The sequence below is a fragment of the Sphingomonas sp. ID0503 genome (assembly GCF_048565625.1).
Lineage (GTDB): Bacteria > Pseudomonadota > Alphaproteobacteria > Sphingomonadales > Sphingomonadaceae > JBLZUR01.
This window is the reverse complement of the sequence record NZ_JBLZUR010000002.1, coordinates 2,963,665-2,984,192: the sequence shown is the minus strand read 5'-3', so window position 1 is coordinate 2,984,192 and position 20,528 is coordinate 2,963,665. Positions and strand designations below refer to the sequence as shown.

20 protein-coding genes and 1 tRNA gene are annotated in these 20,528 nt (G+C 66.3%); 11 read left to right on the top strand and 10 right to left on the bottom strand.

Going from position 1 to position 20,528, the window contains the following annotated elements; all coding sequences use genetic code 11:
* Nucleotides 1-154 precede the first annotated feature (154 nt).
* Nucleotides 155-919 (top strand): SDR family oxidoreductase, encoded by a 765-nt coding sequence (locus tag ACM608_RS15620; RefSeq protein ID WP_419684422.1) that lies wholly within the window; start codon nucleotides 155-157, stop codon nucleotides 917-919.
* Nucleotides 916-1,338: a dihydroneopterin aldolase gene (locus tag ACM608_RS15615; protein ID WP_419684421.1), complete on the top strand. Its 423-nt coding sequence runs from the start codon at nucleotides 916-918 to the stop codon at nucleotides 1,336-1,338. The genes ACM608_RS15620 and ACM608_RS15615 overlap by 4 nt, the downstream gene beginning before the upstream one ends.
* A gap of 4 nt (nucleotides 1,339-1,342) precedes the next feature.
* On the opposite strand, the gene ACM608_RS15610 is transcribed toward ACM608_RS15615, so the two are convergent.
* Nucleotides 1,343-2,131, bottom strand: coding sequence for a hypothetical protein (locus ACM608_RS15610; protein ID WP_419684419.1), 789 nt, complete (start codon nucleotides 2,129-2,131; stop codon nucleotides 1,343-1,345).
* 305 nt (nucleotides 2,132-2,436) lie between these two features.
* Between ACM608_RS15610 and ACM608_RS15605 the strand changes: the two genes are divergently transcribed.
* The 4 genes from ACM608_RS15605 (at nucleotide 2,437) to ACM608_RS15590 (ending at nucleotide 4,908) form a co-directional block, all read left to right on the top strand.
* Nucleotides 2,437-3,093, top strand: a complete 657-nt coding sequence (locus ACM608_RS15605; RefSeq protein ID WP_419684418.1) for an energy transducer TonB — start codon at nucleotides 2,437-2,439, stop codon at nucleotides 3,091-3,093.
* Between the two features lie 69 nt (nucleotides 3,094-3,162).
* On the top strand, nucleotides 3,163-3,897 hold the full coding sequence (locus ACM608_RS15600; RefSeq protein WP_419684417.1) for a MotA/TolQ/ExbB proton channel family protein: 735 nt from the start codon (nucleotides 3,163-3,165) through the stop codon (nucleotides 3,895-3,897).
* Between the two features lie 89 nt (nucleotides 3,898-3,986).
* Nucleotides 3,987-4,463: an ExbD/TolR family protein gene (locus ACM608_RS15595; protein WP_419684416.1), complete on the top strand. Its 477-nt coding sequence runs from the start codon at nucleotides 3,987-3,989 to the stop codon at nucleotides 4,461-4,463.
* A 22-nt stretch (nucleotides 4,464-4,485) separates the two neighbouring features.
* On the top strand, nucleotides 4,486-4,908 hold the full coding sequence (locus ACM608_RS15590; RefSeq protein ID WP_419684415.1) for an ExbD/TolR family protein: 423 nt from the start codon (nucleotides 4,486-4,488) through the stop codon (nucleotides 4,906-4,908).
* A 421-nt stretch (nucleotides 4,909-5,329) separates the two neighbouring features.
* On the opposite strand, the gene ACM608_RS15585 is transcribed toward ACM608_RS15590, so the two are convergent.
* Nucleotides 5,330-6,019 (bottom strand): RlmE family RNA methyltransferase, encoded by a 690-nt coding sequence (locus tag ACM608_RS15585; protein WP_419684414.1) that lies wholly within the window; start codon nucleotides 6,017-6,019, stop codon nucleotides 5,330-5,332.
* A complete protein-coding gene (locus tag ACM608_RS15580) occupies nucleotides 6,016-7,008 on the bottom strand; it encodes a Ppx/GppA phosphatase family protein (protein WP_419685243.1) in 993 nt (330 codons plus the stop codon). The genes ACM608_RS15585 and ACM608_RS15580 overlap by 4 nt, the downstream gene beginning before the upstream one ends.
* 192 nt (nucleotides 7,009-7,200) lie before the next feature.
* Between ACM608_RS15580 and ACM608_RS15575 the strand changes: the two genes are divergently transcribed.
* Together ACM608_RS15575 and ACM608_RS15570 are read left to right on the top strand one after the other, a co-directional pair.
* Nucleotides 7,201-7,274: transfer RNA gene (locus tag ACM608_RS15575), tRNA-Gln, on the top strand.
* A 126-nt stretch (nucleotides 7,275-7,400) separates the two neighbouring features.
* Nucleotides 7,401-8,462, top strand: coding sequence for a FecR domain-containing protein (locus ACM608_RS15570; protein ID WP_419684413.1), 1,062 nt, complete (start codon nucleotides 7,401-7,403; stop codon nucleotides 8,460-8,462).
* 85 nt (nucleotides 8,463-8,547) lie between these two features.
* Here the strand turns inward: ACM608_RS15570 and dnaN are convergent, their stop codons facing one another.
* The 6 genes from dnaN to uvrB all read right to left on the bottom strand — a co-directional run bounded on the left by dnaN (nucleotide 8,548) and on the right by uvrB (nucleotide 14,833).
* Nucleotides 8,548-9,648, bottom strand: coding sequence for a DNA polymerase III subunit beta (dnaN, locus tag ACM608_RS15565; protein WP_419684412.1), 1,101 nt, complete (start codon nucleotides 9,646-9,648; stop codon nucleotides 8,548-8,550).
* Between the two features lie 117 nt (nucleotides 9,649-9,765).
* On the bottom strand, nucleotides 9,766-10,332 hold the full coding sequence (locus ACM608_RS15560) for an outer membrane protein (protein WP_419684411.1): 567 nt from the start codon (nucleotides 10,330-10,332) through the stop codon (nucleotides 9,766-9,768).
* Between the two features lie 407 nt (nucleotides 10,333-10,739).
* Nucleotides 10,740-10,919 carry a hypothetical protein gene (locus ACM608_RS15555; RefSeq protein WP_419684410.1) on the bottom strand — a complete coding sequence of 60 codons (180 nt, stop codon included), beginning with the start codon at nucleotides 10,917-10,919 and terminating at the stop codon, nucleotides 10,740-10,742.
* 371 nt (nucleotides 10,920-11,290) lie between these two features.
* Nucleotides 11,291-11,779, bottom strand: a complete 489-nt coding sequence (locus ACM608_RS15550) for a methyl-accepting chemotaxis protein (RefSeq protein ID WP_419684409.1) — start codon at nucleotides 11,777-11,779, stop codon at nucleotides 11,291-11,293.
* The gene (locus ACM608_RS15545) at nucleotides 11,776-12,549 is read right to left on the bottom strand and encodes a CBS domain-containing protein (RefSeq protein WP_419684408.1); all 774 of its coding nucleotides are present in this window, start codon (nucleotides 12,547-12,549) and stop codon (nucleotides 11,776-11,778) included. The genes ACM608_RS15550 and ACM608_RS15545 overlap by 4 nt, the downstream gene beginning before the upstream one ends.
* An 82-nt stretch (nucleotides 12,550-12,631) precedes the next feature.
* Nucleotides 12,632-14,833: an excinuclease ABC subunit UvrB gene (uvrB, locus tag ACM608_RS15540; RefSeq protein WP_419684407.1), complete on the bottom strand. Its 2,202-nt coding sequence runs from the start codon at nucleotides 14,831-14,833 to the stop codon at nucleotides 12,632-12,634.
* A gap of 175 nt (nucleotides 14,834-15,008) precedes the next feature.
* On the opposite strand from uvrB, the gene ACM608_RS15535 reads away from it, so the two are divergent.
* Together ACM608_RS15535 and ACM608_RS15530 are read left to right on the top strand one after the other, a co-directional pair.
* The gene (locus ACM608_RS15535; protein ID WP_419684406.1) at nucleotides 15,009-16,322 is read left to right on the top strand and encodes an oligosaccharide flippase family protein; all 1,314 of its coding nucleotides are present in this window, start codon (nucleotides 15,009-15,011) and stop codon (nucleotides 16,320-16,322) included.
* Nucleotides 16,323-16,360: 38 nt separating this feature from the next.
* A complete protein-coding gene (locus ACM608_RS15530) occupies nucleotides 16,361-17,155 on the top strand; it encodes an arylamine N-acetyltransferase family protein (RefSeq protein WP_419684405.1) in 795 nt (264 codons plus the stop codon).
* On the opposite strand, the gene ACM608_RS15525 is transcribed toward ACM608_RS15530, so the two are convergent.
* Nucleotides 17,146-18,036 carry a LysR substrate-binding domain-containing protein gene (locus ACM608_RS15525; protein WP_419685241.1) on the bottom strand — a complete coding sequence of 297 codons (891 nt, stop codon included), beginning with the start codon at nucleotides 18,034-18,036 and terminating at the stop codon, nucleotides 17,146-17,148. The genes ACM608_RS15530 and ACM608_RS15525 overlap by 10 nt on opposite strands.
* Before the next feature lie 173 nt (nucleotides 18,037-18,209).
* On the opposite strand from ACM608_RS15525, the gene ACM608_RS15520 reads away from it, so the two are divergent.
* Complete coding sequence (locus ACM608_RS15520; RefSeq protein WP_419684403.1) at nucleotides 18,210-20,501, top strand: CDC48 family AAA ATPase; 2,292 nt, start codon at nucleotides 18,210-18,212, stop codon at nucleotides 20,499-20,501.
* Nucleotides 20,502-20,528 lie beyond the last annotated feature (27 nt).

Below are 20,528 nucleotides of genomic sequence, written 5' to 3'. Positions count from 1 at the left end.
GGACGACGGAAACACGGGCGCGTCCCATGGGGCTGCGCGCCGCCCCTGTGAAGCGCAAATGTGACCGCCTGTGGACAGTTAAGTGGACAGGTAGGTGAGCAGTCGTGGGATCGCCTGTGGACGCCGCGCCGCCTTGAGGCTAACCGCGCGCCCGATGACGCCCGAATTCGGCAGCCCGCGCACAGCGATCGTCACCGGCGGCGGCCGCCGCATCGGTGCGGCGATCACCCGCGCTCTCGCGGCAGACGGCTGGTCGGTGCTGATCCACTGCCACGACTCGCTGGATGAGGCGCAGGCGCTCGCGGCGGAGGTCGGCGCGGCTGGCGTGGTCGAGGCGGACCTCGCCGATCCCGACGCACCCGCCCGCATCTTTGCGGCACTCGACGGACTCCCCCCGCTCGGCCTGCTCGTCAACAACGCCTCGCGCTTCACCTATGACCGGCTGGAGGACTTCGACGCCGCCGGCTGGGCCGCGCATCTCGACGTCAATCTGCGCGGCCCCGCGCTCCTGACCCAGGCCTTCGCCGGTCATCTACCCGCCGATGCGAACGGCCTGATCGTCAATCTTCTCGATGCGAAGCTCGGCGCGCTCAACCCGGACTTCTTCACCTACACCATCTCGAAGATCGGCCTCGCCGGCCTGACCGAGCTTTCAGCCCGCGCGCTCGCAGCCCGCAACATCCGCGTTTGCGGGATCGCGCCCGCCGTCACCCTCGTCTCCGGCAAGCAGACCCGCGAGAACTTCGACGCCGTCCACAAGATGAACCCGCTGGGTCGCGGCGTGACGGTGGACGATGTCGTCGCCGCCCTTCGCACCATCATCGCCAGCCCGGTGATGACCGGCCAGACGCTCACGCTCGACGCGGGCCAGCGCTTCCTCGGCTTGCCCCGCGACGTGCAGTACATGGAGTCCGAATGACCAACCCCCGTCCGATCGACGGCCCGCTGCCGGACACGCTGCGCCCGGGCAGCTTCCGCATCTTCCTCGAAAACTACGACCTGCCCGTCGACATCGGCTTCCACGATTTCGAGATCGGCACGCCCCAGCGCCTGCTCGTCTCGGTCGAGGTGTGGGTGACGGAAGACGCTTTCGCCGCCGAGGACAGCCGCGCCGCCGCCTGGAACTACGACTTCCTCCGCACGGAAATCGGCCGCCTCGCCGCCGGCCGCCGTTTCAACCTGCAGGAGACTTTCGTGCGGGAGATCTATGCCCTTCTCGCCGGGCGCGAAGGCGTGCTCGCCCTCCGCATCAAGACCAGCAAGCCCGATGTCTATCCCGATTGCGAGGGCGTCGGCGTGGAGATGGCCTCTTTCGCCGGCCCAGTACCGACGCTTTGACCGTCTACTTCACCCGCTTGCGCTCGCAGGCGCCCAGCCCCGCGATCACCACGCCGTAATCGCGCCGCGCCAGCGCCGCCTCCTCGGCCCCCAGGCTCGCCGCGCTGCTGGCGGGGAGGGCGGCGGGCAGGGTGCAGGCCAGCCGATACCACAGCAATGTCTCCGGCTTCGGCGGCCCGGCCGCCTCGTCGACCATCTCGCCCAAGGCCACCGCCCAGCGCGGCTGCTCGTCCGGGCGCCGCAGGATCGAAAGCGAGACCGGCCGGTTGTCCGCCGTCTGCAGGAATATCTGCGTCTCACCCTCGCCCGGCAGCACCCCCGGCACGTAGAAGGCGTTGCCGACCCGCGTCACGCGCGGCGGCGCGCTGGCGGACAGCGCCTCGGTCAGGATCGCCCGGACCTTGGCCTCGGTCTCCGCGCTCCACACCAGCTGCGCATCGGGCGCGATCAGCCGCAACTCGCCGGGGCGTGCGGCGACGCGATCGGCGAAAAGGATCACTTTCGCGCCTTTCGGCTTGGGCGGCTTGCCGCGCGCATCGGCGGGCAGATCGACCAGATAGCTCACTTCCGCAGGCAGGCCGGACGCCCCGCGGATCAGCCCGCCGACCTCCGCCTGGACGTAGAATCGCGTCGCGCCGGGGCTCAGGCCGGGCGAATCATCGGGTCGCAACTTCTGCGCCCTGGCGATCGTGGCAATGGCCACAACGGGCGCGGGAAGGGCCAGATCGGCCAGATCGGCGTAGCTGAGCGATGTCGCGGCCAGTGGCGGGGCGGGCGCGGCAACCGCCGGCATCGAAATAGCGGTCGCAGCCAAAATCAAGGCGGCACAAAGACTTGGCTTTCTCGGCACGCACGGCTCCCTGGATCGGCAGGGCGGCCGGAAATCCGCCCCAAAATGAGAATTCTCGCGGAAATTACCCGATGTTAACGCTCTCCACAAAGCGTTTGACCTGTTCGCGAAACCGACGATACAAAGTCGCCCTCCGTAGATTGATCCGGAAACGATGGGTAGCCATGCAAGCAGCCCCGCCCGGCCCAATCACATAGCATCAACCTGACGATCTATGATCACCGGTGGAGTGGGAGTTTCGTTTCTGAATGGCTTACACTGATCAACCAGCGATGAGCCCCCGCAAGCTGACGTCGATCATCATCGTCGTCCTCATGCACATTTTCCTGGGCTACGCATTCGTCTCCGGTCTCGCCTACAAGGCGGTGAAGCAGATCGCCCCCGATCTGAAGACCTTCGACGTGGAAGAGGCGCCACCGCCGCCGCCGGAAACCCCGCCGCCCCCGCCCGAGGTGCCGAAGGATATTCCGCCGCCGCCGATCGTCGCCCCGCCGCCGATCGTGCAGACGCAGAGCCTTGCGCCGCCGATCGTGACCGTGCCGACGCCACCCCCGGCGCCTGTCATCACGCCGACGGCGCCGCCGGCGCCCCCCGCGCCGCCCCGCGTGTCGAAGGCTGCCGGTGCGAAGGGTGACCCTGCGCAGTGGATCACCAACGATGACTATCCGCCGGGCGCACTGCGCGAAGAGCGGTCGGGCACGACCGCGATCACCTGGGACATCAACACCCAGGGTCGGGTCGAGAACTGCCGCGTGACGCAGTCCAGCGGTTCGTCTGACCTTGACGAGGCGGCCTGCCGCCTGATCACCCGCCGCGGCAAGTACTCGCCTGCCTTGGATGAGAACGGGCAGCCGCTGCGCTCCACCGCATCCCGCCGTGTCAAGTGGGTGGTTCCCGCGAACTGATCGGTGGCGGCCTTCGGACCGCCACCAAGCCTCTAGACTAAGACTTCAAACCCAAAGGAACGTTCGAAAATGGCAACTCCCGCGGCTCCGGCCCCCAACCAGTTTGGTCTCGTCGAAGCCCTTGAGCAGGGTGGCGCGATCGCTATCGGCACCTTCGCAATCCTCGTCATCATGTCGGCCGCGTCCTGGTACGTGATCTTCACCAAGCTCTGGGAGCAGCAGAAGATCCTGAATCAGGCGAAGACCGTCCGCCGCAGCTTCTGGGGCACGCCCACCCTGCGTGATGGCGCGGCGAAGCTGGAAAAGAACTCGGCGTTCCGTCAGATCGTCGACGACGGCCTGAAGGCGCAGGACGAGCACACCAAGCTCATCGACCCGGTTGACCAGCATGAGTGGCTGGAAAGCTCGATCGGCCGCAGCCAGCAGGCGATCAACTCGAAGCTCGGCAACGGCCTCGCCATTCTCGCCACCGTCGGTTCGACCTCGCCGTTCGTCGGCCTGTTCGGCACCGTGGTCGGCATCTACCGCGCGCTGATCAAGATCGGCGCCGCCGGTCAGGCGTCGATCGACACCGTTGCCGGTCCGGTCGGTGAGGCGCTCATCATGACCGCCATCGGCCTCGTCGTCGCGGTTCCGGCCGTGCTCGGCTACAACTGGCTGATCCGCCGCAACAAGGTGATCGCCGAGCAGCTCGGCTCCTTCTCGACCGATCTGCACGGCTACCTCGTGTCGAACGGCGCGCTGAAGCCGACCGTCGCGGCTGCCCGCCCGGTCGCCACCCCGGCCGCGCCGATCAAGAAGTAAGACCTGAGGAGCGGGCGGCGTTCTTGGGCGCCGCCCCTCCCGGCACCCGGCGGTTGCCGGTTCAGTAAAGTAGGATAGGACCCCGCCTTATGGCCATGAGTGTCGGCCCCGGAGACTCGGACGGCCCGATGTCGGACATCAACACGACGCCCCTCGTGGACGTCATGCTGGTGCTCCTGATCATCTTCCTGATCACCGTTCCGGTCGTGATCCAGACCGTTCCGGTTCAGCTGCCCAAGGTTCGTTACGAAGCGACCACCACCAAGCCGGAGAACGTCTCGTTGTCCGTGCGCGCCGGTCCCGGCGGCGAGTGCGAGGTGTACTGGGGCCAGACCCGCGTCAATGCGGGCGACCTGCTTAACCGCGCCGTCGAGAAGCTGAAGCTAGAGATCGAGAAGCAGGGCGGCATTAACGCCCCCGGCCTCGAACTGCCGGAAGCGCATATCCGTGGTGATATCAACACGCCCTACCGCTGCATCGGCGGCGCGGTCTTCACGATGCAGCGCGCCGGCTTCGCCCGCGTCGGCTTCATCTCGGAGCCGACCCCCGGTCAGCAGGCCGGCTGAGCCCAGTTAGGAGTATAAACTCATGGCCATGAGCACGGGCGGCGCCGAGGGCGAGCCGATGATGGACATCAACACGACGCCGCTGATCGACGTCATGCTGGTGCTCCTGATCATGTTCATCATCACCATCCCGATCCAGACGCACGCCGTGAAGATGGATCTCCCGCAGAACCAGGACACGACCAACCCGCCGATCGACACGGTCAAGAACAAGATCGTCGTCACCCCGGCCGGTCAGGTGCTCTGGAACGGCCAGGCGATCAGCCTTCCGACCCTGCGCAGCTACCTGGCGCTGACGCTGCAGCTGCCGACCGAGCCGGAGCTGCACCTGCAGCCGGATCCCCAGGCCCGCTACGAGCTGGTCGACGAGGTCCTCGCCGTGGTGAAGCGCGCCCGCGTGACCAAGGTCGGCTTCGTCGGCAACGAGGCCTACGGCAACTTCTGATCCGTCGCCGGATCGTGGGACAGGAAGGGCGGCTCCGGAAGGGGCCGCCCTTCTCGTATGTGCCAGCGACCATCTGTCCCGGGCGAAGTCGACGCATGACGACGGACTTCTGCTTACCCCCTTCGACGCAGGCGCCCTTCGAGGCGATCTGGCCTCGACCTCGTTTTGTTCTTCCAATGTAGGAAAAGTTCTGCCAAGCGCGCCTTCGCTCTTTTGATCGTTTATCCTGCCTCCTCGCGCCCGCGCGCCCAGGCGTGCGCGCACCCGCTCGTTGAGGGGAGACTTTTGAGACTTTCCGAGCGCCGTACGGGACGAGGCCAGTCATTCTGAACGCGTTTCAGCATCCATCCGCGCTCCCTCACCAGCGGAGGCCCTACCTCAGCACAGCCATGATCACGCCGATGTCTTGGCCGAACTTAGCCTAGCCTTCCGATGCCTCGGCCTCATCTCCGCGCCCCTTGAACCCCTGGGCGATCACATACCATTCGGACGAGTCCTTGCGGCTTGCGGGCGGCTTCGCGTGCTTCACCGTCGTGAACATGCGCTTCAGCAGAGCGACCAGCGTGTTGTCCGCACCGCCTGCCAGGACCTTGGCGACATAGGCGCCCCCCGGCCGCAACACGTCCCCGGCGAAATCCGCGCCGGCCTCGACCAGCCCCATCGTCCTCAGATGGTCGGTCTGCGGGTGCCCGACGGTGTTCGCCGCCATGTCCGACAGCACCAGGTCCGCCGGCCCGCCCAGCATCTCGGCCAGCAGCTCCGGCGCGCCCTCGTCGGTGAAGTCCATTTGGACGATCTCGACCCCATCGATCGGATCGACCGGCAGAAGGTCGATGCCCACCACCGCCGCCTTGGGCACGCGCCGCCGCACGACCTGCGCCCAGCCGCCGGGCGCGAGGCCGAGGTCCACCACCCGCGTCACGCCCCTCAACAGGCCGAACCGCTCGTCCAGTTCCAGCAGCTTGTACGCCGCTCGTGATCGATAGCCCTCGGCCTTGGCTCGGCGGACATACGGATCGTTCAGCTGCCGCTCCAGCCAGCGCGTGGAGGCAGCACTTCGGTTCCGCGCCGTTAGCACGTGCTTGCGCCCGCCGGAGCCGCCCCGGCTCACGAGGCGCGCCCGCGATGCGCCATCAACGTCCGCAATATTCCTTCGCGGATGCCCCTGTCCGCCACGGTCAGCCGCTCGGCCGGCCAGATGTCGAGGATCGCGTCGAGGATGGCGCAGCCGGCGACCACCAGATCGGCCCGCTCGGTCCCGATGCACGGCAACTCGGCCCGTTCGGTCACCGACATGGCGGCAAGCTGCGTCCCGATCGCCCGCATCGCCTCCGCCGGGACGCGCGCGCCGTCCACCGCCCGCCGATCATAGCACGGAAGGCCGAGATGTACGCTGGCGAGGGTGGTCACCGTCCCGCTGGTTCCCAGCAGCCGCGCACCGCCCGCCGGCTGCGGCAGCCGTGCCGCGAACCCGGCGAACGCCTGCTCCACCTTCGCCCGCATCCGGCCATAGGCGGCCTCCCGCCCCGTTCGGTCGTCGGACAAAGCCGGCTCGCTCTCGGTCAGCGACACGACGCCCCAGGGTGCGCTGAACCAGTCGAGGATCTCCGGCTCACCTTGCCCCGTCTCAACCAGTACCAGCTCGGTCGATCCGCCACCGATGTCGAATATCAGCGCCGGCCCGGTTCCCGGCTCGACCAGGCTGTGGCACCCCAGCACGGCGAGCCGCGCCTCTTCCCGTGCGGTGATGACGTCCAGCTTCAGCCCCGTCTCGCGCCAGACCCGCTCGACGAAGGCGGGCCCGTTCGCGGCGCTCCGGCACGCCTCGGTCGCGACCGAGCGCACCAGCGTCACCCGCCGCCGCCTGAGCTTGCCGGCACAGATCGCCAGCGCCCCGATCGCCCGTTCAACCGCAGCGTCGCTCAGCCGCCCGCTCGCGGTTAGCCCCTCGCCCAGCCGCACGATGCGCGAAAAGGCGTCGACCACCACGAACTCCTCGCCCTCGGCCCGGGCGATCAGCAGGCGGCAATTGTTGGTGCCCAGGTCGATGGCGCCGAATGTACGCGCTTCGCCTGCCTCGTGTCGCCCCGGCCGTGGCATTTGGCTGCCGGGCCACTCGCCCGCCGCCGGGATCATCTGCGCCATTGTCGAACTCTTCGCGGCTCACCGCCGGCCCAGAGCCGGCGGAACTTGGGGCAAGCCTATCTGCCCCCGGGTTTCGCCGCAAGGGCGCCTCCGGCGCGCAGCGATGTTGACAGGCCCCGGCCGTCAACCTATCTGCCGCCCCCGCGTTGCCCCGTCGTCTAAAGGTAAGACTACGGACTCTGACTCCGTCAATTGAGGTTCGAATCCTCACGGGGCATCCACGCTTTCCCGCTCAACCATAGTTTACGGTCCCGGGCCTCGCGTTGACGGCGGGCCTTCTATAAGCTCGCCCGCGTCGAGCACCGCGGCAGAGCCGGTTGCCAGCAGGAGGCTGAAGAGGGTCCGGTATGCGTATCTCCGCCATCATCCCCGCGCTTCTTCTTGCGACGGCCGCGCTGACCCCGGCGGCGGCGGTCGCCCGCAGCGCGATGGTCGGCCCCTTCGCTTACCAGGTGGCGCCCGGCGACACGCTGATGACGATCGCCAACGCCTATCTCAGCAACCCGAACGACTACCGCACCTTGCAGACGGTCAATCGTGTCCGCGACCCGAGGCGCATCCCCGTCGGTTCGACGCTGACCATTCCCCGTTCCTTGCTGAAGACGACGATCATCTCCGCTCGGATCACCGCCTTTCGCGGCAACGTTACCGTCGGCGCGGAAGCAGCGAGGCGCGGCATGGTGGTAAGCGAGGGAGGACGCATTCAGACCGGCCCCAACTCGTCCGTCAGCCTCGCCGTGGAGGATGGTTCGACCATCGCACTTCCCTCGAACAGCCGCATCCGCATCGAACGCCTGCGCTCGGTGCTGATCTCGGGCGAGGTGGAGCGCGTCTTCCGCCTCGAAGCGGGCAAGAGCCAGTACGACGTCCCGCATAGCGAGAGTCCGGGAAACCGCTTCGACGTGGTCACCCCGGTGGCAGTCGCCGCCGTCCGCGGCACGGCCTTCCGCGTCAGCTATGACGACGCGGTCAAGTCCTCGGCCACCGAAACCCTGCGGGGCGAGGTCGGTTTGGAGGCGGGTCCTACGAACGTCTCAGTTCCCGGCGGCTTCGGCGTCATCGCGAGGGAGGCGGGTGCCGGCGACGTGGTCAAGCTTCTGGAAGCGCCCGTCATCTCAAATCAGGTTGAGCGCGCCGGTAGCGACGGCGTCCGCGTCACGATCAAGCCGGTCGAAGGCGCGGTGAAGTACCACCTGCAATTCGCGCTCGACACGCGCTTCGGCAACATCACCAACGATCTCTACACCACCGACCCGGTGTTCACGATCGCCGGCCTGTCGGAAAACGACTACTTCATCAGCATCAGCGCCGTGGATGGAAACGGCCTGGAAGGCATGACCAACGTCTACCCCTTCCCCTATCACCCGACGGCCGCGGCCACGCAGACCTCAGCGCCGCCGGCGTCCTAAGATCCTCCCCATCGCAGATGGGGAGGGGGACCAGCGAAGCTGGTGGAGGGATGCGCCGACTTCGGCGCAATCTGACGCTAAGAGCTCAGACCCGCATCGGCATCAGCACGTACAACGCGGGCGCGTGGTTGCTCTCGCGGATCAGCGTGGGTGCGGCGGCGTCCGCCAGGTGAACCTCGACGGTATCGCCCTCGATCTGGCCGAGGATGTCCATCAGGTAACGCGCGTTGAAGCCGATCTCGAAGCCCGGCGACGTATAATCGCCCGACACCTCCTCCGCCGCCGTGCCGTTCTCCGGGCTGGTCACCGACAGGGTGATCTTGTCGCGGTCGAGCGCCATCTTCACCGCACGGGTCTTCTCGCTGGCGATCGTCGCGACGCGGTCCACGCCCTCCATAAAGCTCTTCGGGTCGAGCTTGAGCAGCTTGTCATTGGCGGTCGGGATGACGCGCGAATAATCCGGGAAGGTGCCGTCGATCAGCTTCGACGTCAGCACCGCATGACCGAGCGCGAAGCGGATCTTGGTCGCCGACAGCGATACGCCGACATCCCCTTCCACCTCGTCGAGGAGCTTGCGCAGTTCGCCGATGCACTTCCGGGGCACGATCACGTCGGGCATGCCCTCCGCTCCCTCCGGCTGCGGCACGGTGACGCGCGCCAGGCGGTGGCCGTCCGTCGCCGCCGCCTTCAGCACGCCGTCGGCCGTGTGGAGGAAGATGCCGTTCAGGTAATAGCGGGTCTCCTCGGTGGAGATCGCGAAGCGCGCCTTGTCGATGATCTGGCGCAGCGTCGCGGCCGGCAGTTCGAAGCGGGTCGGCAACTCGCCCTCGGCGATCACCGGAAAGTCGTCACGGGGCAGGGTGGCGAGGTTGAATCGTGCCCGGCCTGCCACGATCAGCATCTTGCCCTCGGCGGCGGACATCTGCACCTGCGCGCCTTCGGGCAGCTTGCGAGCGATGTCGAACAGGGTGTGCGCCGATACGGTGGTGGCGCCCGCCTGGTCCACGGCGGCATCGACCGTCTCGTTGATCTGCAGGTCGAGGTCGGTGGCCATCAGGCGCAGGCCGGCGTCGGACGCCTCCAGCAGTACATTCGACAGGATCGGGATGGTGTTGCGCCGCTCGACCACCGACTGCACATGGCTCAGCGCCTTCAGCAGCGTCGCGCGTTCGATCGTCGCCTTCATCACAACCCCCGGAACCCCGAAAAGACCTTGAGCCGAGGTTATAGCGCGGCTTTCGCCCCATGCCAGTGGCGGCTGCGCGAAAAAGGGGACGGCCCGCCGGACCGCCCCCTCGCTCGATCAGAAGCGGACGCCGAAGCCGCCGACCACCTGGTTGCGGGACAGCCCGTCCTCGTAGTTCGAGTAACGGTACTCCGCCTTCACGAAGCTGTTCGGGCTGAGCGCGTACTCCAGACCCGCGCCGACGCGGAGGCCATCGAAGGTGCGGCCGTCGATGACCCGGGCCGAGCCGTCGTCATAGGCGAGCTTGTAACGCGCATTGGTATAACCCGCCTTGGCATAGAGCAGGGCGTTCGGCGCGACGACGCTGCCGACCCGACCGCCGATATACAGGTCGCGACCGGCCTTGGCGCAGAGTGCGCCGGCGCATTCCTTGGCGGTGGAGTCATTGGCTTCCGCGTCGATGCCGACCACCAGATTGCCGCTCCGCCAGTCGTAGCCGGCGCCGATGCCGTACAGAACGCCATCGTCATGCCCGCCATAGGCATGGGTGCGATCCCAACCAAGCAGACCCTCGACCCGCGCGCCGGAGAAGTTTCCCTCAGCCGGGGTCTGGGAGAGGGCGGGTCCGGCGATCGCGGACATGACGGTGCCTGCCGCGAAAACGGCATACGCAAAACGACGCATAGTTCACTCCATGTATTGTTCTAAGCGCGGCCCGATCGATCGTCGGGGCGCCGGCGCCGATTGCGCCGCCTGGCCTGTCGCTGGCATGAACCAAATGTCATCGAAATGTCACAGACGGAGGCTGGCTCCTGCCGTGCCGAACCCGGAAACGAAGAAAGACCGCCGGGGTCTCCCCCGACGGTCCCTCGACATGGTCAGCGGCCGGAAGTGCCGGCCCGGGAGACCCTTGGCGGCTGCTAAATCAGCCGCGCATCTCCCGAACGGACAGAGCCGACCTCCTGGCTGAACCATGAGACATCGGATCACCTCCTTTCGCCAAATTGATGGTCCGGGAATCATGATTCATCCCGGACTCGCGCACAAGTCTTGAACTCAAAAATATTCTGTGGACAATCCGCCGCTTCGCGTCAGCGGCAGTCCTCGATCACCCGCCCCGGCTCGGCCCAGGCGGGGATGACGAGGCGCGGTTGCCCCGCAAGCGAGACGGTGAACCGCCCACGGCTGAACGCGATCTTGTCGAGGAACGGATCACTGGCCCGCAGCGCCGCCTCGACACCCAATCCCCCGGCATGAGCGGCAAACGCCATTGTCCCCGCCGAGGTTTGGATCACCAGGTTTCCGGGAGAACCTGCGCGGGAAACAAACACCGTCCGGCTGCCCGGATCGCACCGCATGGTGAGGACCGGAACTCCGGACGCTCCATAACGTGCGCCACTTGCGGCGGTGTAGCTCCATGTACCTGTGGTCAGCGGAATATCACGCCAGTCCTCCGCGGTCTGAGCGACCGGCGGTTCCTTTGGCGCCGTTGGGGGGGCGACCGGTGCTGGTGCCGGAGGCGCGACGCAGGCAGCTAGCCACAGGAAAGCAGTCAGGACGGCGGTGCGTGTGCGGGCAATCGATCGAGCAGGCATGGTGCGCTTCTGCGCCGTCCTCCGCGATCTGGCAAATGAGGTCGGGTTTAGACCGCAACCTCGGCGATGAAGCGTCCGACGGAACCGTTCAGCGCACCGGCATTGTCAGCGAGCCGTCCCGCCATGCTTTGGATGCGTCCCGAGTTGAGGAGAGCGACTTTCGCCCGCTCGTTCATCTCGGAGAGGTCGGACAGGATGCCTTCCCCGGCGCCCGCCGCCTGCTCGACCGCCGCCGCGATGTCGTGGATGGCGAGACGCTGGCCGGTGATCGCCGCGTCGATCACAGTGGTAGCGCTGTCCACCCGCCCGACCGCTCCTGCCATGCCGTCATGGCCGAATGCCACTTCATCGATCACCGTGCAGACGCCGCCCACCCGATCGCCGATCGACGCGGCCGCTGTCCTCGTCTGCCCCGCCAAGGCCTTGATCTCCTGCGCGACCACGCCGAAGCCCTGTCCGGCGGCGCCGGCGCGCGCGGCCTCGATCGACGCGTTGATCGACAGCATCCGCACCTTGTCCGCGATGCCGCGGATCATCGCCGTGATATCGCCGATCTCGTTTGCCTGGGCGGCGAGTGCACGGATGCGCGCGCGTGAGCGGTCTGGTGCTGGATGGTGTCCATCGCGGAGACGAGATCGCGACCGCGCGCCGCAACCCCGCCGATCCCGGCCAGCATCTCGGTCGCGGCATGCGTCATCGCGTCGCTGCGGTCGCGCGTGGCATGCCCACGCACGACCATGCCCGACGCCTGCTCCCGCAAGCTCACGGCTGTCTCGCCGAGCCCGCGCGCGAGCACCGACGCCTCCGCCTCGAACAGCGAACTGGCGAGCCGCACCCGGTCGAGCCGCTCGGCTTCGCGCTGCACGGCAAGGCCGATCAGGACGCGGTTGGGCAGCATCGTCAGGAACCGGCCGTTCTCCGTGACGATCAGTCCTTCGCCACCGCCGCTCGCCGCATAGAAGTCGAGCAGCGCGGCCAGCCCGATACGCGCCTCCGCAACCGGGCAGGAACGAATGTACCGGTCGAGGCTCTGACCGTAGCGAGGGTTCTTCAGCAGGGCATGTCCGAACGGATTGAACAGCAACTCGCGAAGCTGCGTCTCGAACAGAGCGCCGACCGGCCGATCATCATCGAGAACAGGGAGCAGACGCAGCGCCGCGTTGCGGTGGAAGGTCTCGATGGCCTCCTCGAGTGGTGCATCCGCCGCAACAGACACCGGCGTGCCGGCGTGCAGCAGAGCCGCCACCGCCGCCGCCTCATCTCGTTCGGCAGCGGGCGCAAATGCAGTTGCCACGTCGATCATCATGATGTGCGGACTAAGTCTAAGGTAGTAAACGGGAGGTAAGTTTTCCGTGACACGTCGATGACAATTCGCAGTTTCGCGCGCTTTAGCGTCCCCGCGCGCGCTTCTCCGCTCGCACCTGCTTGGCCTTGCCGAACCGGGTCTGGCGCGTACCCGGCTTGCCCAGCGTCGAGTTGCCACGGACCGGCGCCTTGCGCTCTGCCGGGGGTAGACCAAGTTCCTGATTCTCCAGCTGGCGGATCTCGTCCCGCAGACGCCCGGCCTCTTCGAACTCCAGGTCCGCGGCGGCCTTGCGCATCTTCTGTTCGAGGTCTTCAATATAGGCACGCAGGTTGTGCCCAACCATGTGGGTCACGTCCTCAATGCCCGTATCGATGGTGACCTGGTCCTTGGACGACAGGTGGCTGACGATATCCGCCACTTCGCGGCGCACGCTTTCCGGCGTGATGCCATGCGCCTCGTTATAGGCCTGCTGCTTCTCCCGGCGTCTCTGGGTCTCCGCCATCGCGCGCTCCATCGATCCCGTGATGTGGTCGGCATAAAGAATCACGCGCCCATCAACGTTGCGGGCAGCGCGGCCGATGGTCTGGATCAGCGAGGTTTCTGAGCGCAGGAAGCCCTCCTTGTCCGCGTCGAGGATCGCGACCAGCCCACACTCAGGAATGTCGAGCCCCTCGCGGAGCAGGTTGATGCCGACCAGCACGTCGTAGACGCCGAGCCGGAGGTCACGGATCAGCTCGATACGCTCCAGCGTCTCGACATCAGAGTGCATGTACCGGACCTTCAATCCCGCCTCGTGCAGATATTCGGTGAGGTCCTCCGCCATTCGCTTGGTCAGCGTTGTTACCAGGCTGCGATACCCGAGCGCGGCGGTGGCGCGGCACTCGCCCACAAGGTCGTCCACCTGGCTGTCCACAGGCCGGATCTCGACCGGCGGGTCGATCAGCCCGGTCGGCCGGATCACCTGCTCGGAAAACACGCCGCCGGTCCGCTCCATCTCCCAGCTTCCCGGCGTGGCGGAGACGTAGACCGTCTGCGGCCGCATCGCGTCCCATTCGTTGAAGCGGAGCGGGCGGTTGTCGATGCAGGACGGCAGGCGGAAGCCGTATTCGGCCAGCGTGATCTTCCGCCGGTGGTCGCCGCGCGCCATGCCGTTCACCTGCCCGATCGTCTGGTGGCTCTCGTCTACGAACAGCAGCGCGTTCTCGGGCAGATACTCGAACAAGGTCGGGGGCGGCTCGCCCGGAAGCCGGCCCGTCAGAAAGCGGCTGTAGTTCTCGATCCCCGCGCAGCTGCCAGTGGCGGCGATCATCTCCAGGTCGAAGTTGGTCCGCTGCTCCAGCCTTTGCGCTTCAAGCAGCCGCCCTTCCGCGTTCAGCTCCTTCAGCCGCTCAGTCAACTCGAAGCGGATGGCTTCCGTCGCCTGCTTCATCGTTGGCCCGGGCGTGACGTAGTGGCTGTTCGCGTAGATCCGCACCGATCCGAGATTCGCGGACGTCTTGCCGGTCAGCGGATCGAATTCGGTGATCTGCTCGATCTCGTCGCCGAAGAAGCTGACCCGCCAGGCGCTGTCCTCGTAATGCGACGGGAAGATTTCGAGATTGTCGCCCTTCACACGGAAATTCCCGCGCGCAAACGCGGCGTCGTTGCGCTTGTATTGCAGCGCCACCAGCTTCCGCACGATCTCGCGCTGATCGACCGCCTGCCCCTTCTTCAGGTCGAAGATCATCGCCGAATATGTCTCGACCGATCCGATGCCGTAGAGGCAGGAGACCGATGCGACGATCAGCACGTCGTCGCGCTCAAGCAGCGACCGGGTGGCCGAATGCCGCATCCGATCGATCGCCTCGTTGATGGACGACTCCTTCTCGACATAGGTGTCGGTGCGCGGAACGTAGGCCTCTGGCTGGTAGTAGTCGTAGTAGCTGACGAAGAACTCCACCGCGTTGTCGGGAAAGAAGCTCTTGAACTCGCCATACAGCTGCGCCGCGAGGATCTTGTTGGGCGCGAGCACCAGCGCCGGCCGCTGCAGCTTCTCCACGACCTTCGCCATGGTAAAGGTCTTGCCCGATCCCGTGACGCCCAGCAGCACCTGGTCCCGCTCGCCCTGTTCCGCTTGCGCGACCAGTTCGGCGATGGCCGTCGGCTGATCGCCGGCGGGCTCATAATCCGACTTGATGACGAAGGGTCGGCCCCCTTCTGACTTGTCCGGCCTTTGTGGTCGGTGCGGTACGAAGTTCTCGCCGGTCTCCGGCTCCTCAAGGCCCGTACGAATCTGGATCGCCATCATGGACATATGGCGTTGGGGCGTCGGACTTCCAACGGCGGCCGAGCCCGAAAGTACCGGCGAGCTCAACCAATAATTGCGCCTTAACACTCGACGGCTAAAGGCGGCGCAGCGAAGCGAGGATGATGTGATGGCCTTTGCGGGACGGTGGAACGCTGCCGCTGCCGGAAGATACATGAAGAGCGGCACGGCAAGCGTGGCCGTCGGGACCATCGCGACCAATGTTCTGCGTATCGTCAGTTCCATGACGCTGACGCGTTTGCTTGATGCCGAATCCTACGGCGTGGTCGGCATCGTCATTTCCGTTCAGGTCGCATTGGCCCTCCTCACCGATGTCGCGCTGGTCGGTTTCATCGTGCGCCATCCGGAGGCGGGTGAACGCCGTTTTCTTGATCAGATCTGGACCATTCGCCTTTTGCGCGGCCTGGGTCTGACGATCGCAATGGCGCTGGTTGCGGAGCCAATCGCGCATCTGCTCGGAAAGCCCGAGCTGGCGATGGTCTTGGCAATCTGGGGTTCTGTCTTTCTTCTTGAGGGGCTGTCGTCGCTCGCTTTCGCCACCGCCATTCGGGAACAACAGCTTTGGCGCCTGACTGTCCTAGACGTCGGCGCAAATCTCGCCACGTTCTTGATCGCGATGGCGCTGGTGCTCTTCTACCGCAGCTATTGGGCGATGGTCGGGGGTATGATCGGCGGCGAATTGTGCAAGCTGGCGATGACCTACCTGCTTTTTCCGAACACGCGCCGCCGCTTCGACTACAGCCGAGCCCGCACGCAGGAACTTTGGCGCTTCTCGCGTCTGATCGCCGCATCCAGCATGTTGTCGCTGCTGATCCTTCAGTTCGACAAGATCGTGCTTGCGAAGCTACTCAGCCTTTCGCAGTTCGGTCTCTACGCCATTGCCGTGTCCATCGGCGTAGCGCCGGGCTCCCTGGCTGGCGCATATGTGAGCCGGGTGCTGTACCCCGCCTATGCCAAGACGGCCGCAGCCGACGATCGGGATCTTCTCCGCCAGGTGTTCTACCGCACGGGCCGCCCCTTCAGGCTTGCCTACATGTTCGCGTGCGGCGGGCTGATCGGATCGGCCTCGCTGATTGTCGCGATCCTCTACGATCCTCGCTATGCCGGCGTGACGATGTTCCTGCGGCTGATCGCGGTCAATACCGTGCTCGCGGTGTCGGTCTGGTCCTCGAAGGAGGTTCTGATGTCGATCGGAGTCACACGGCCCACGCTGATCGGAAACTTCTGGCGGGTGGCGTGGCTGGTGATCGCCGCGGTCGTCGGCGCTGCCACCGGGAACATCATCCTTCTCGTTGCGATCGTGGGAACCGTCGACGTTGTCGGTCTCATGTCGGCCTGGTACGCGCTTCGCGCCGAACGTTTGCTCGATTTGCGGCAAGAGGCTTTGGGATTGTTGGTCGCCGTTGCGGGCGGGTGCGTGGGCTACGTCATCGCGTTCGGGGCTCATCTAGCTTTCCCGAGCCTGTGACGGCTTGACCACCCCGCCCGCAAGCTGAAAAGTCGGGCATGTCTTTCGATCTCGACGCTTACGCAGCCCGCATCCGACTGCCGCTCGTTCCCGCCCAGGATGCGGAGGGACTTACCGTCGTTCAGCGCGCGCATCGGCTCGCCATTCCCTTCGAGAACCTCGACGTGCTGCTCGGGCGCGGCGTCAGCCTCGATCCCGATGACGTCTTCGCAAAGCTCGTGACCGGCAATCGCGGCGGCTTCTGCTTCGAACAGAACCAGTTGTTGGACCGCGCGCTCGCCGCCTTCGGCTTCACCGCCCGGCCACTCCTTGCGCGCGTTTGGCTCTTTGCCGGTGACGAGGTTCCGCCACGCACGCATACCCTCCTGCTGGTGGATCTGGACGGGGATCAGTGGATCGCCGATGCCGGGTTCGGCGGCGGCTACGCTCCGCCGATGCGCCTTGCGGATCAGGAGGAGGCTCAGGGCCACGACGGTGTGTCGCATCGTCTGGTCGCCGATCCGGATCATGGCTGGATGCTCTATCGGAGGGGACCCGCCGGAGACTGGCAGCCGCAGTACAGCTTTACGACGGAGCGGACGTTCGATTCCGACCTTGCCTTGTCATCCCACTGGGCCGCGACGGCTCCGGAGAGCCGTTTCACCCACGGCTCGACAGTGTCGATCGCGCTGCCCACCGGCTACGCGGCACTTGCCGGCCGCAGCTATCGCCGGATCACCGCCAGTGAGACGGTCGAGAGTGAACTAACCTCGCCCCGTGCGCTCCGCCTGCGCCTTAGCATGATGTTCGGCCTCGACGTAACCGCGGAGGAAGCGGAACGCCTCTACGGCTGAGCCTCTTCACCCGCGCCGAACAGCCAGTCGTGGAACACCTTGACCGGCCGCTGCACCAAGGCCGCGCGACGGCAGGCGAACCAGTAGCTGTAAGGGCTATGCACATCGAGGTCGAAGAGCCTGACGAGCGCGTCGTTGTGGGCATTCTCCAGATGCATTTCCAGCATGAAGGCGACGCCAAGGCCCTGGGCGGCGGCGTCCAGCATCAACTGCCCCGAATCGAACTGGTCGATAGCGGCGGGTTGGATGTCGAGATTGCCGATCGCCTCCATCCACACGCTGAAGGCTTCCGGAAGGTCCCGATGTACCAGCGCGGTGGTGCGCGCGATGTCCTCCGGCCGCCGGATCGCGTCAGCCCCCTCGACCAGCTCGCGCGACGCGATGGCGACGACCTTCGTCTCCTCCAACCGGCGGGAATAAAGCGTGGGATCGATGCCCCGGGCGACCGTGATCGCGGCATCCAACCCCTCGTTCAGACGAACGAGCGGATGCGCCGCAGTGTCGATATCCACATGCAGTTCAGGGTGCAGGGTCCGCAGCTCGCGCAGGCCGCCGATCAGCCGCTGCGACGCATAAAGAGGGACGACACCAAGCCGCAGGCGCAGGATCTCGCTCTCGCCGGCACCCGGCTCAATCGCTTCCGCCAGCGCGTCGAGCGCGGGGGCGAGCCGGGTCAGCAGGCGTTCGCCCTCCGCATTCAGCACCACCGCCTGATGCCGTCGGTCGAACAGGCTGCGTCCGACGAACCGCTCCATTGATTGCACGCGCCGGCTGAGCGCCGGAGATGATAGCGCCAGTGCCTCGGCCGCTGCTTTCACGGACCCGAGGCGCGCCACCTGGACGAAGGCCTCAACGGCCGTAAGGGGAGGCAGCCGGCGCACGATGTCGCTAAGCCCTCGCATGTTGTCGATTGTGCAGTGCAAGATATTCCGATCCGCGCCCGGATCAATGGCTGTGTTTCGATCCGGCAACGAATGAAATTTGATGGCGCGGGATCGTTTTCGGCCCTGCGCGTCTTATCTCGCTGGCCAAGCGTGCAGAGCGGAGGGCGAGAATGGCGGACGAGGAACAAGGCGGCGGACGCCGTCTGCAGGTGGCCAATGCGCGGCCGGATGACAGCGGACGAGGTCTTGCACGCCTGAACCGAGCTACGATGAATGCCTTGGGTCTTGCCGAGGGCGACGTGGTCGAGATCGTCGGCAAGCGCGCGACACCCGCCCGTGCCGTTCTGCCCTACCCGGAGGATGAGGGTCTGGACATCCTTCGTCTCGACGGCCTCCAGCGCGTCAATGCGGGTGTTGGCTCTGGCGAGTTCGTGGAAATCCGTAAGGCGGAATCCCGTCCGGCGCAGCGGGTCGTCTTCGCGCCGGCTCAGGCGAACCTCCGCCTCGAAGGGTCAGGCCAGGCTTTGAAGCGCAGCTTCGCGGCGAAGCCCATCACAGCAGGCGACATCGTCGCCACGACCGGCCAACAGCGCGTGCCGCAGGACGGTCTGCCGCCGCAGCTGCGGCAGATGCTGAACCGTCCCGCCTATTCCCTTCAGGAAATCCGCCTCGTCGTTGTCTCCACCCTGCCGAAGGGCATCGTCCATATCGATGGCGATACCGAGGTCGAGCTGCGGCCGGAGCATGAGGAGCCGATCGGTGCCCGCCGCGCCGACGTGACCTATGACGATCTTGGCGGCATGGCCGACACCATCGACCAGCTCCGCGAGATGGTCGAACTGCCCCTGCGCTATCCCGAGCTGTTCCAGCGCCTCGGCGTCGATCCGCCCAAGGGCGTCCTGCTCCATGGCCCGCCGGGCACCGGCAAGACCCGGCTGGCCAAGGCCGTCGCGAACGAGAGCGATGCCGAGTTCTTCCACATCGCTGGACCCGAGATCATGGGTTCGGCATATGGAGAGAGCGAGAAGCGGCTGCGCGACGTATTCGAGCAGGCGACGGCCGCTGCCCCCTCGATCGTCTTCATCGACGAGATCGATTCGATCGCGCCGAAGCGCGGCCAGGTCCAGGGTGAGGCGGAGAAGCGTCTCGTTGCCCAGCTGCTGACGTTGATGGATGGCCTTGAGGCGCGGGCGAATCTGATCGTTATCGCGGCGACCAACCGGCCCGAGGCGATCGATGAAGCCTTGCGCCGCCCCGGCCGCTTCGATCGCGAGATCATCGTCGGCGTGCCCGATGAGCGTGGTCGCCGCGAAATCCTCGGCATCCACACACGCGGCATGCCGCTGGCCGAGGACGTCAACCTCGATGAGCTGGCGCGCACGACCTATGGCTTCGTCGGTGCCGACTTGGCCGCGCTTACCCGCGAGGCGGCGATCGAAACGACGCGCCGGATCATGCCCCGCATCAACCTCGACGAGCGGACGATCCCGCCCGAGGTGCTGGAGGAACTGTCCGTCACCCGCGACGACTTCTTGGCGGCCCTGAAGCGCGTCCAGCCGTCCGCGATGCGCGAGGTCATGGTCCAGGCGCCGAATGTCGGCTGGGGCGATGTCGGCGGTCTCGACGAGGCGCAGCAGAAGCTGAAGGAAGGCGTCGAATTGCCTTTGCGCAACCCGGATGCCTTCCGTCGCCTCGGCATTCGCCCCGCCAAGGGGTTCCTCCTCTATGGCCCGCCAGGCACCGGCAAGACGCTCCTCGCCAAGGCGGTCGCGCGGGAGGCGGAGGCGAACTTCATCGCCACCAAGTCCAGCGACCTCCTGTCGAAATGGTACGGTGAAAGCGAGCAGCAGATTGCCCGCCTCTTCGCCCGCGCCCGGCAGGTCGCGCCGACCGTCATCTTCATCGACGAGCTCGACAGCCTCGTTCCCGCACGCGGTGGCGGCATGGGCGAGCCGCAGGTGACCGAGCGGGTGGTGAACACCATCCTGGCGGAGATGGACGGGCTGGAAGAACTGCAATCGGTGGTTGTTATCGGCGCCACCAACCGCCCGAACCTGATCGACCCGGCGCTCCTCCGCCCGGGCCGATTTGATGAACTGATCTACGTCACCGTGCCCGATCGGAAGGGCCGTCGTCGCATCCTCGACATTCACACCGCACGCATGCCGCTGGCCTCGGATGTGGACCTTGACGCTCTGGCATCGCGGACGGAGCGATTTACAGGTGCTGATCTGGAGGATCTCGTCCGGCGGGCCGGTCTCTTCGCCCTGCGCTCCTCGCTCGACGTGCGGGAGGTTGGTCAGGACCATTTCGAGAGCGCACTCGAAGAAACCCGCGCCAGCGTCACTGCCGACATGGAGCAGGAGTATCAGCAGATGGAGGCGCGGTTGATGCAGGACGCGCGGTCGATCAATCCCATCGGCTTCGTCGCCCCAGCCATGGGCGGAAAGGGCGAGCGCTGATCCGCCACGGAACGGCGCGCGGACCCT

What these genes read in the sequence shown, in the direction of transcription:
- ACM608_RS15595 (WP_419684416.1), top strand. Translation starts at nt 3,987, where the DNA reads ATGGCCATGAGTGTCGGCCCCGGAGACTCGGACGGCCCGATGTCGGAC.
- ACM608_RS15535 (WP_419684406.1), top strand. Translation starts at nt 15,009, where the DNA reads ATGAAGAGCGGCACGGCAAGCGTGGCCGTCGGGACCATCGCGACCAAT.
- uvrB (WP_419684407.1), bottom strand. Translation starts at nt 14,833, where the DNA reads ATGGCGATCCAGATTCGTACGGGCCTTGAGGAGCCGGAGACCGGCGAG.
- ACM608_RS15600 (WP_419684417.1), top strand. Translation starts at nt 3,163, where the DNA reads ATGGCAACTCCCGCGGCTCCGGCCCCCAACCAGTTTGGTCTCGTCGAA.
- ACM608_RS15615 (WP_419684421.1), top strand. Translation starts at nt 916, where the DNA reads ATGACCAACCCCCGTCCGATCGACGGCCCGCTGCCGGACACGCTGCGC.
- ACM608_RS15590 (WP_419684415.1), top strand. Translation starts at nt 4,486, where the DNA reads ATGGCCATGAGCACGGGCGGCGCCGAGGGCGAGCCGATGATGGACATC.
- ACM608_RS15545 (WP_419684408.1), bottom strand. Translation starts at nt 12,549, where the DNA reads ATGATGATCGACGTGGCAACTGCATTTGCGCCCGCTGCCGAACGAGAT.
- ACM608_RS15520 (WP_419684403.1), top strand. Translation starts at nt 18,210, where the DNA reads ATGGCGGACGAGGAACAAGGCGGCGGACGCCGTCTGCAGGTGGCCAAT.
- ACM608_RS15605 (WP_419684418.1), top strand. Translation starts at nt 2,437, where the DNA reads ATGGCTTACACTGATCAACCAGCGATGAGCCCCCGCAAGCTGACGTCG.
- ACM608_RS15530 (WP_419684405.1), top strand. Translation starts at nt 16,361, where the DNA reads ATGTCTTTCGATCTCGACGCTTACGCAGCCCGCATCCGACTGCCGCTC.
- ACM608_RS15550 (WP_419684409.1), bottom strand. Translation starts at nt 11,779, where the DNA reads ATGATCCGCGGCATCGCGGACAAGGTGCGGATGCTGTCGATCAACGCG.
- ACM608_RS15560 (WP_419684411.1), bottom strand. Translation starts at nt 10,332, where the DNA reads ATGCGTCGTTTTGCGTATGCCGTTTTCGCGGCAGGCACCGTCATGTCC.
- ACM608_RS15620 (WP_419684422.1), top strand. Translation starts at nt 155, where the DNA reads ATGACGCCCGAATTCGGCAGCCCGCGCACAGCGATCGTCACCGGCGGC.
- ACM608_RS15570 (WP_419684413.1), top strand. Translation starts at nt 7,401, where the DNA reads ATGCGTATCTCCGCCATCATCCCCGCGCTTCTTCTTGCGACGGCCGCG.
- ACM608_RS15555 (WP_419684410.1), bottom strand. Translation starts at nt 10,919, where the DNA reads ATGGCGTTTGCCGCTCATGCCGGGGGATTGGGTGTCGAGGCGGCGCTG.
- ACM608_RS15610 (WP_419684419.1), bottom strand. Translation starts at nt 2,131, where the DNA reads ATGCCGGCGGTTGCCGCGCCCGCCCCGCCACTGGCCGCGACATCGCTC.
- dnaN (WP_419684412.1), bottom strand. Translation starts at nt 9,648, where the DNA reads ATGAAGGCGACGATCGAACGCGCGACGCTGCTGAAGGCGCTGAGCCAT.
- ACM608_RS15580 (WP_419685243.1), bottom strand. Translation starts at nt 7,008, where the DNA reads ATGCCACGGCCGGGGCGACACGAGGCAGGCGAAGCGCGTACATTCGGC.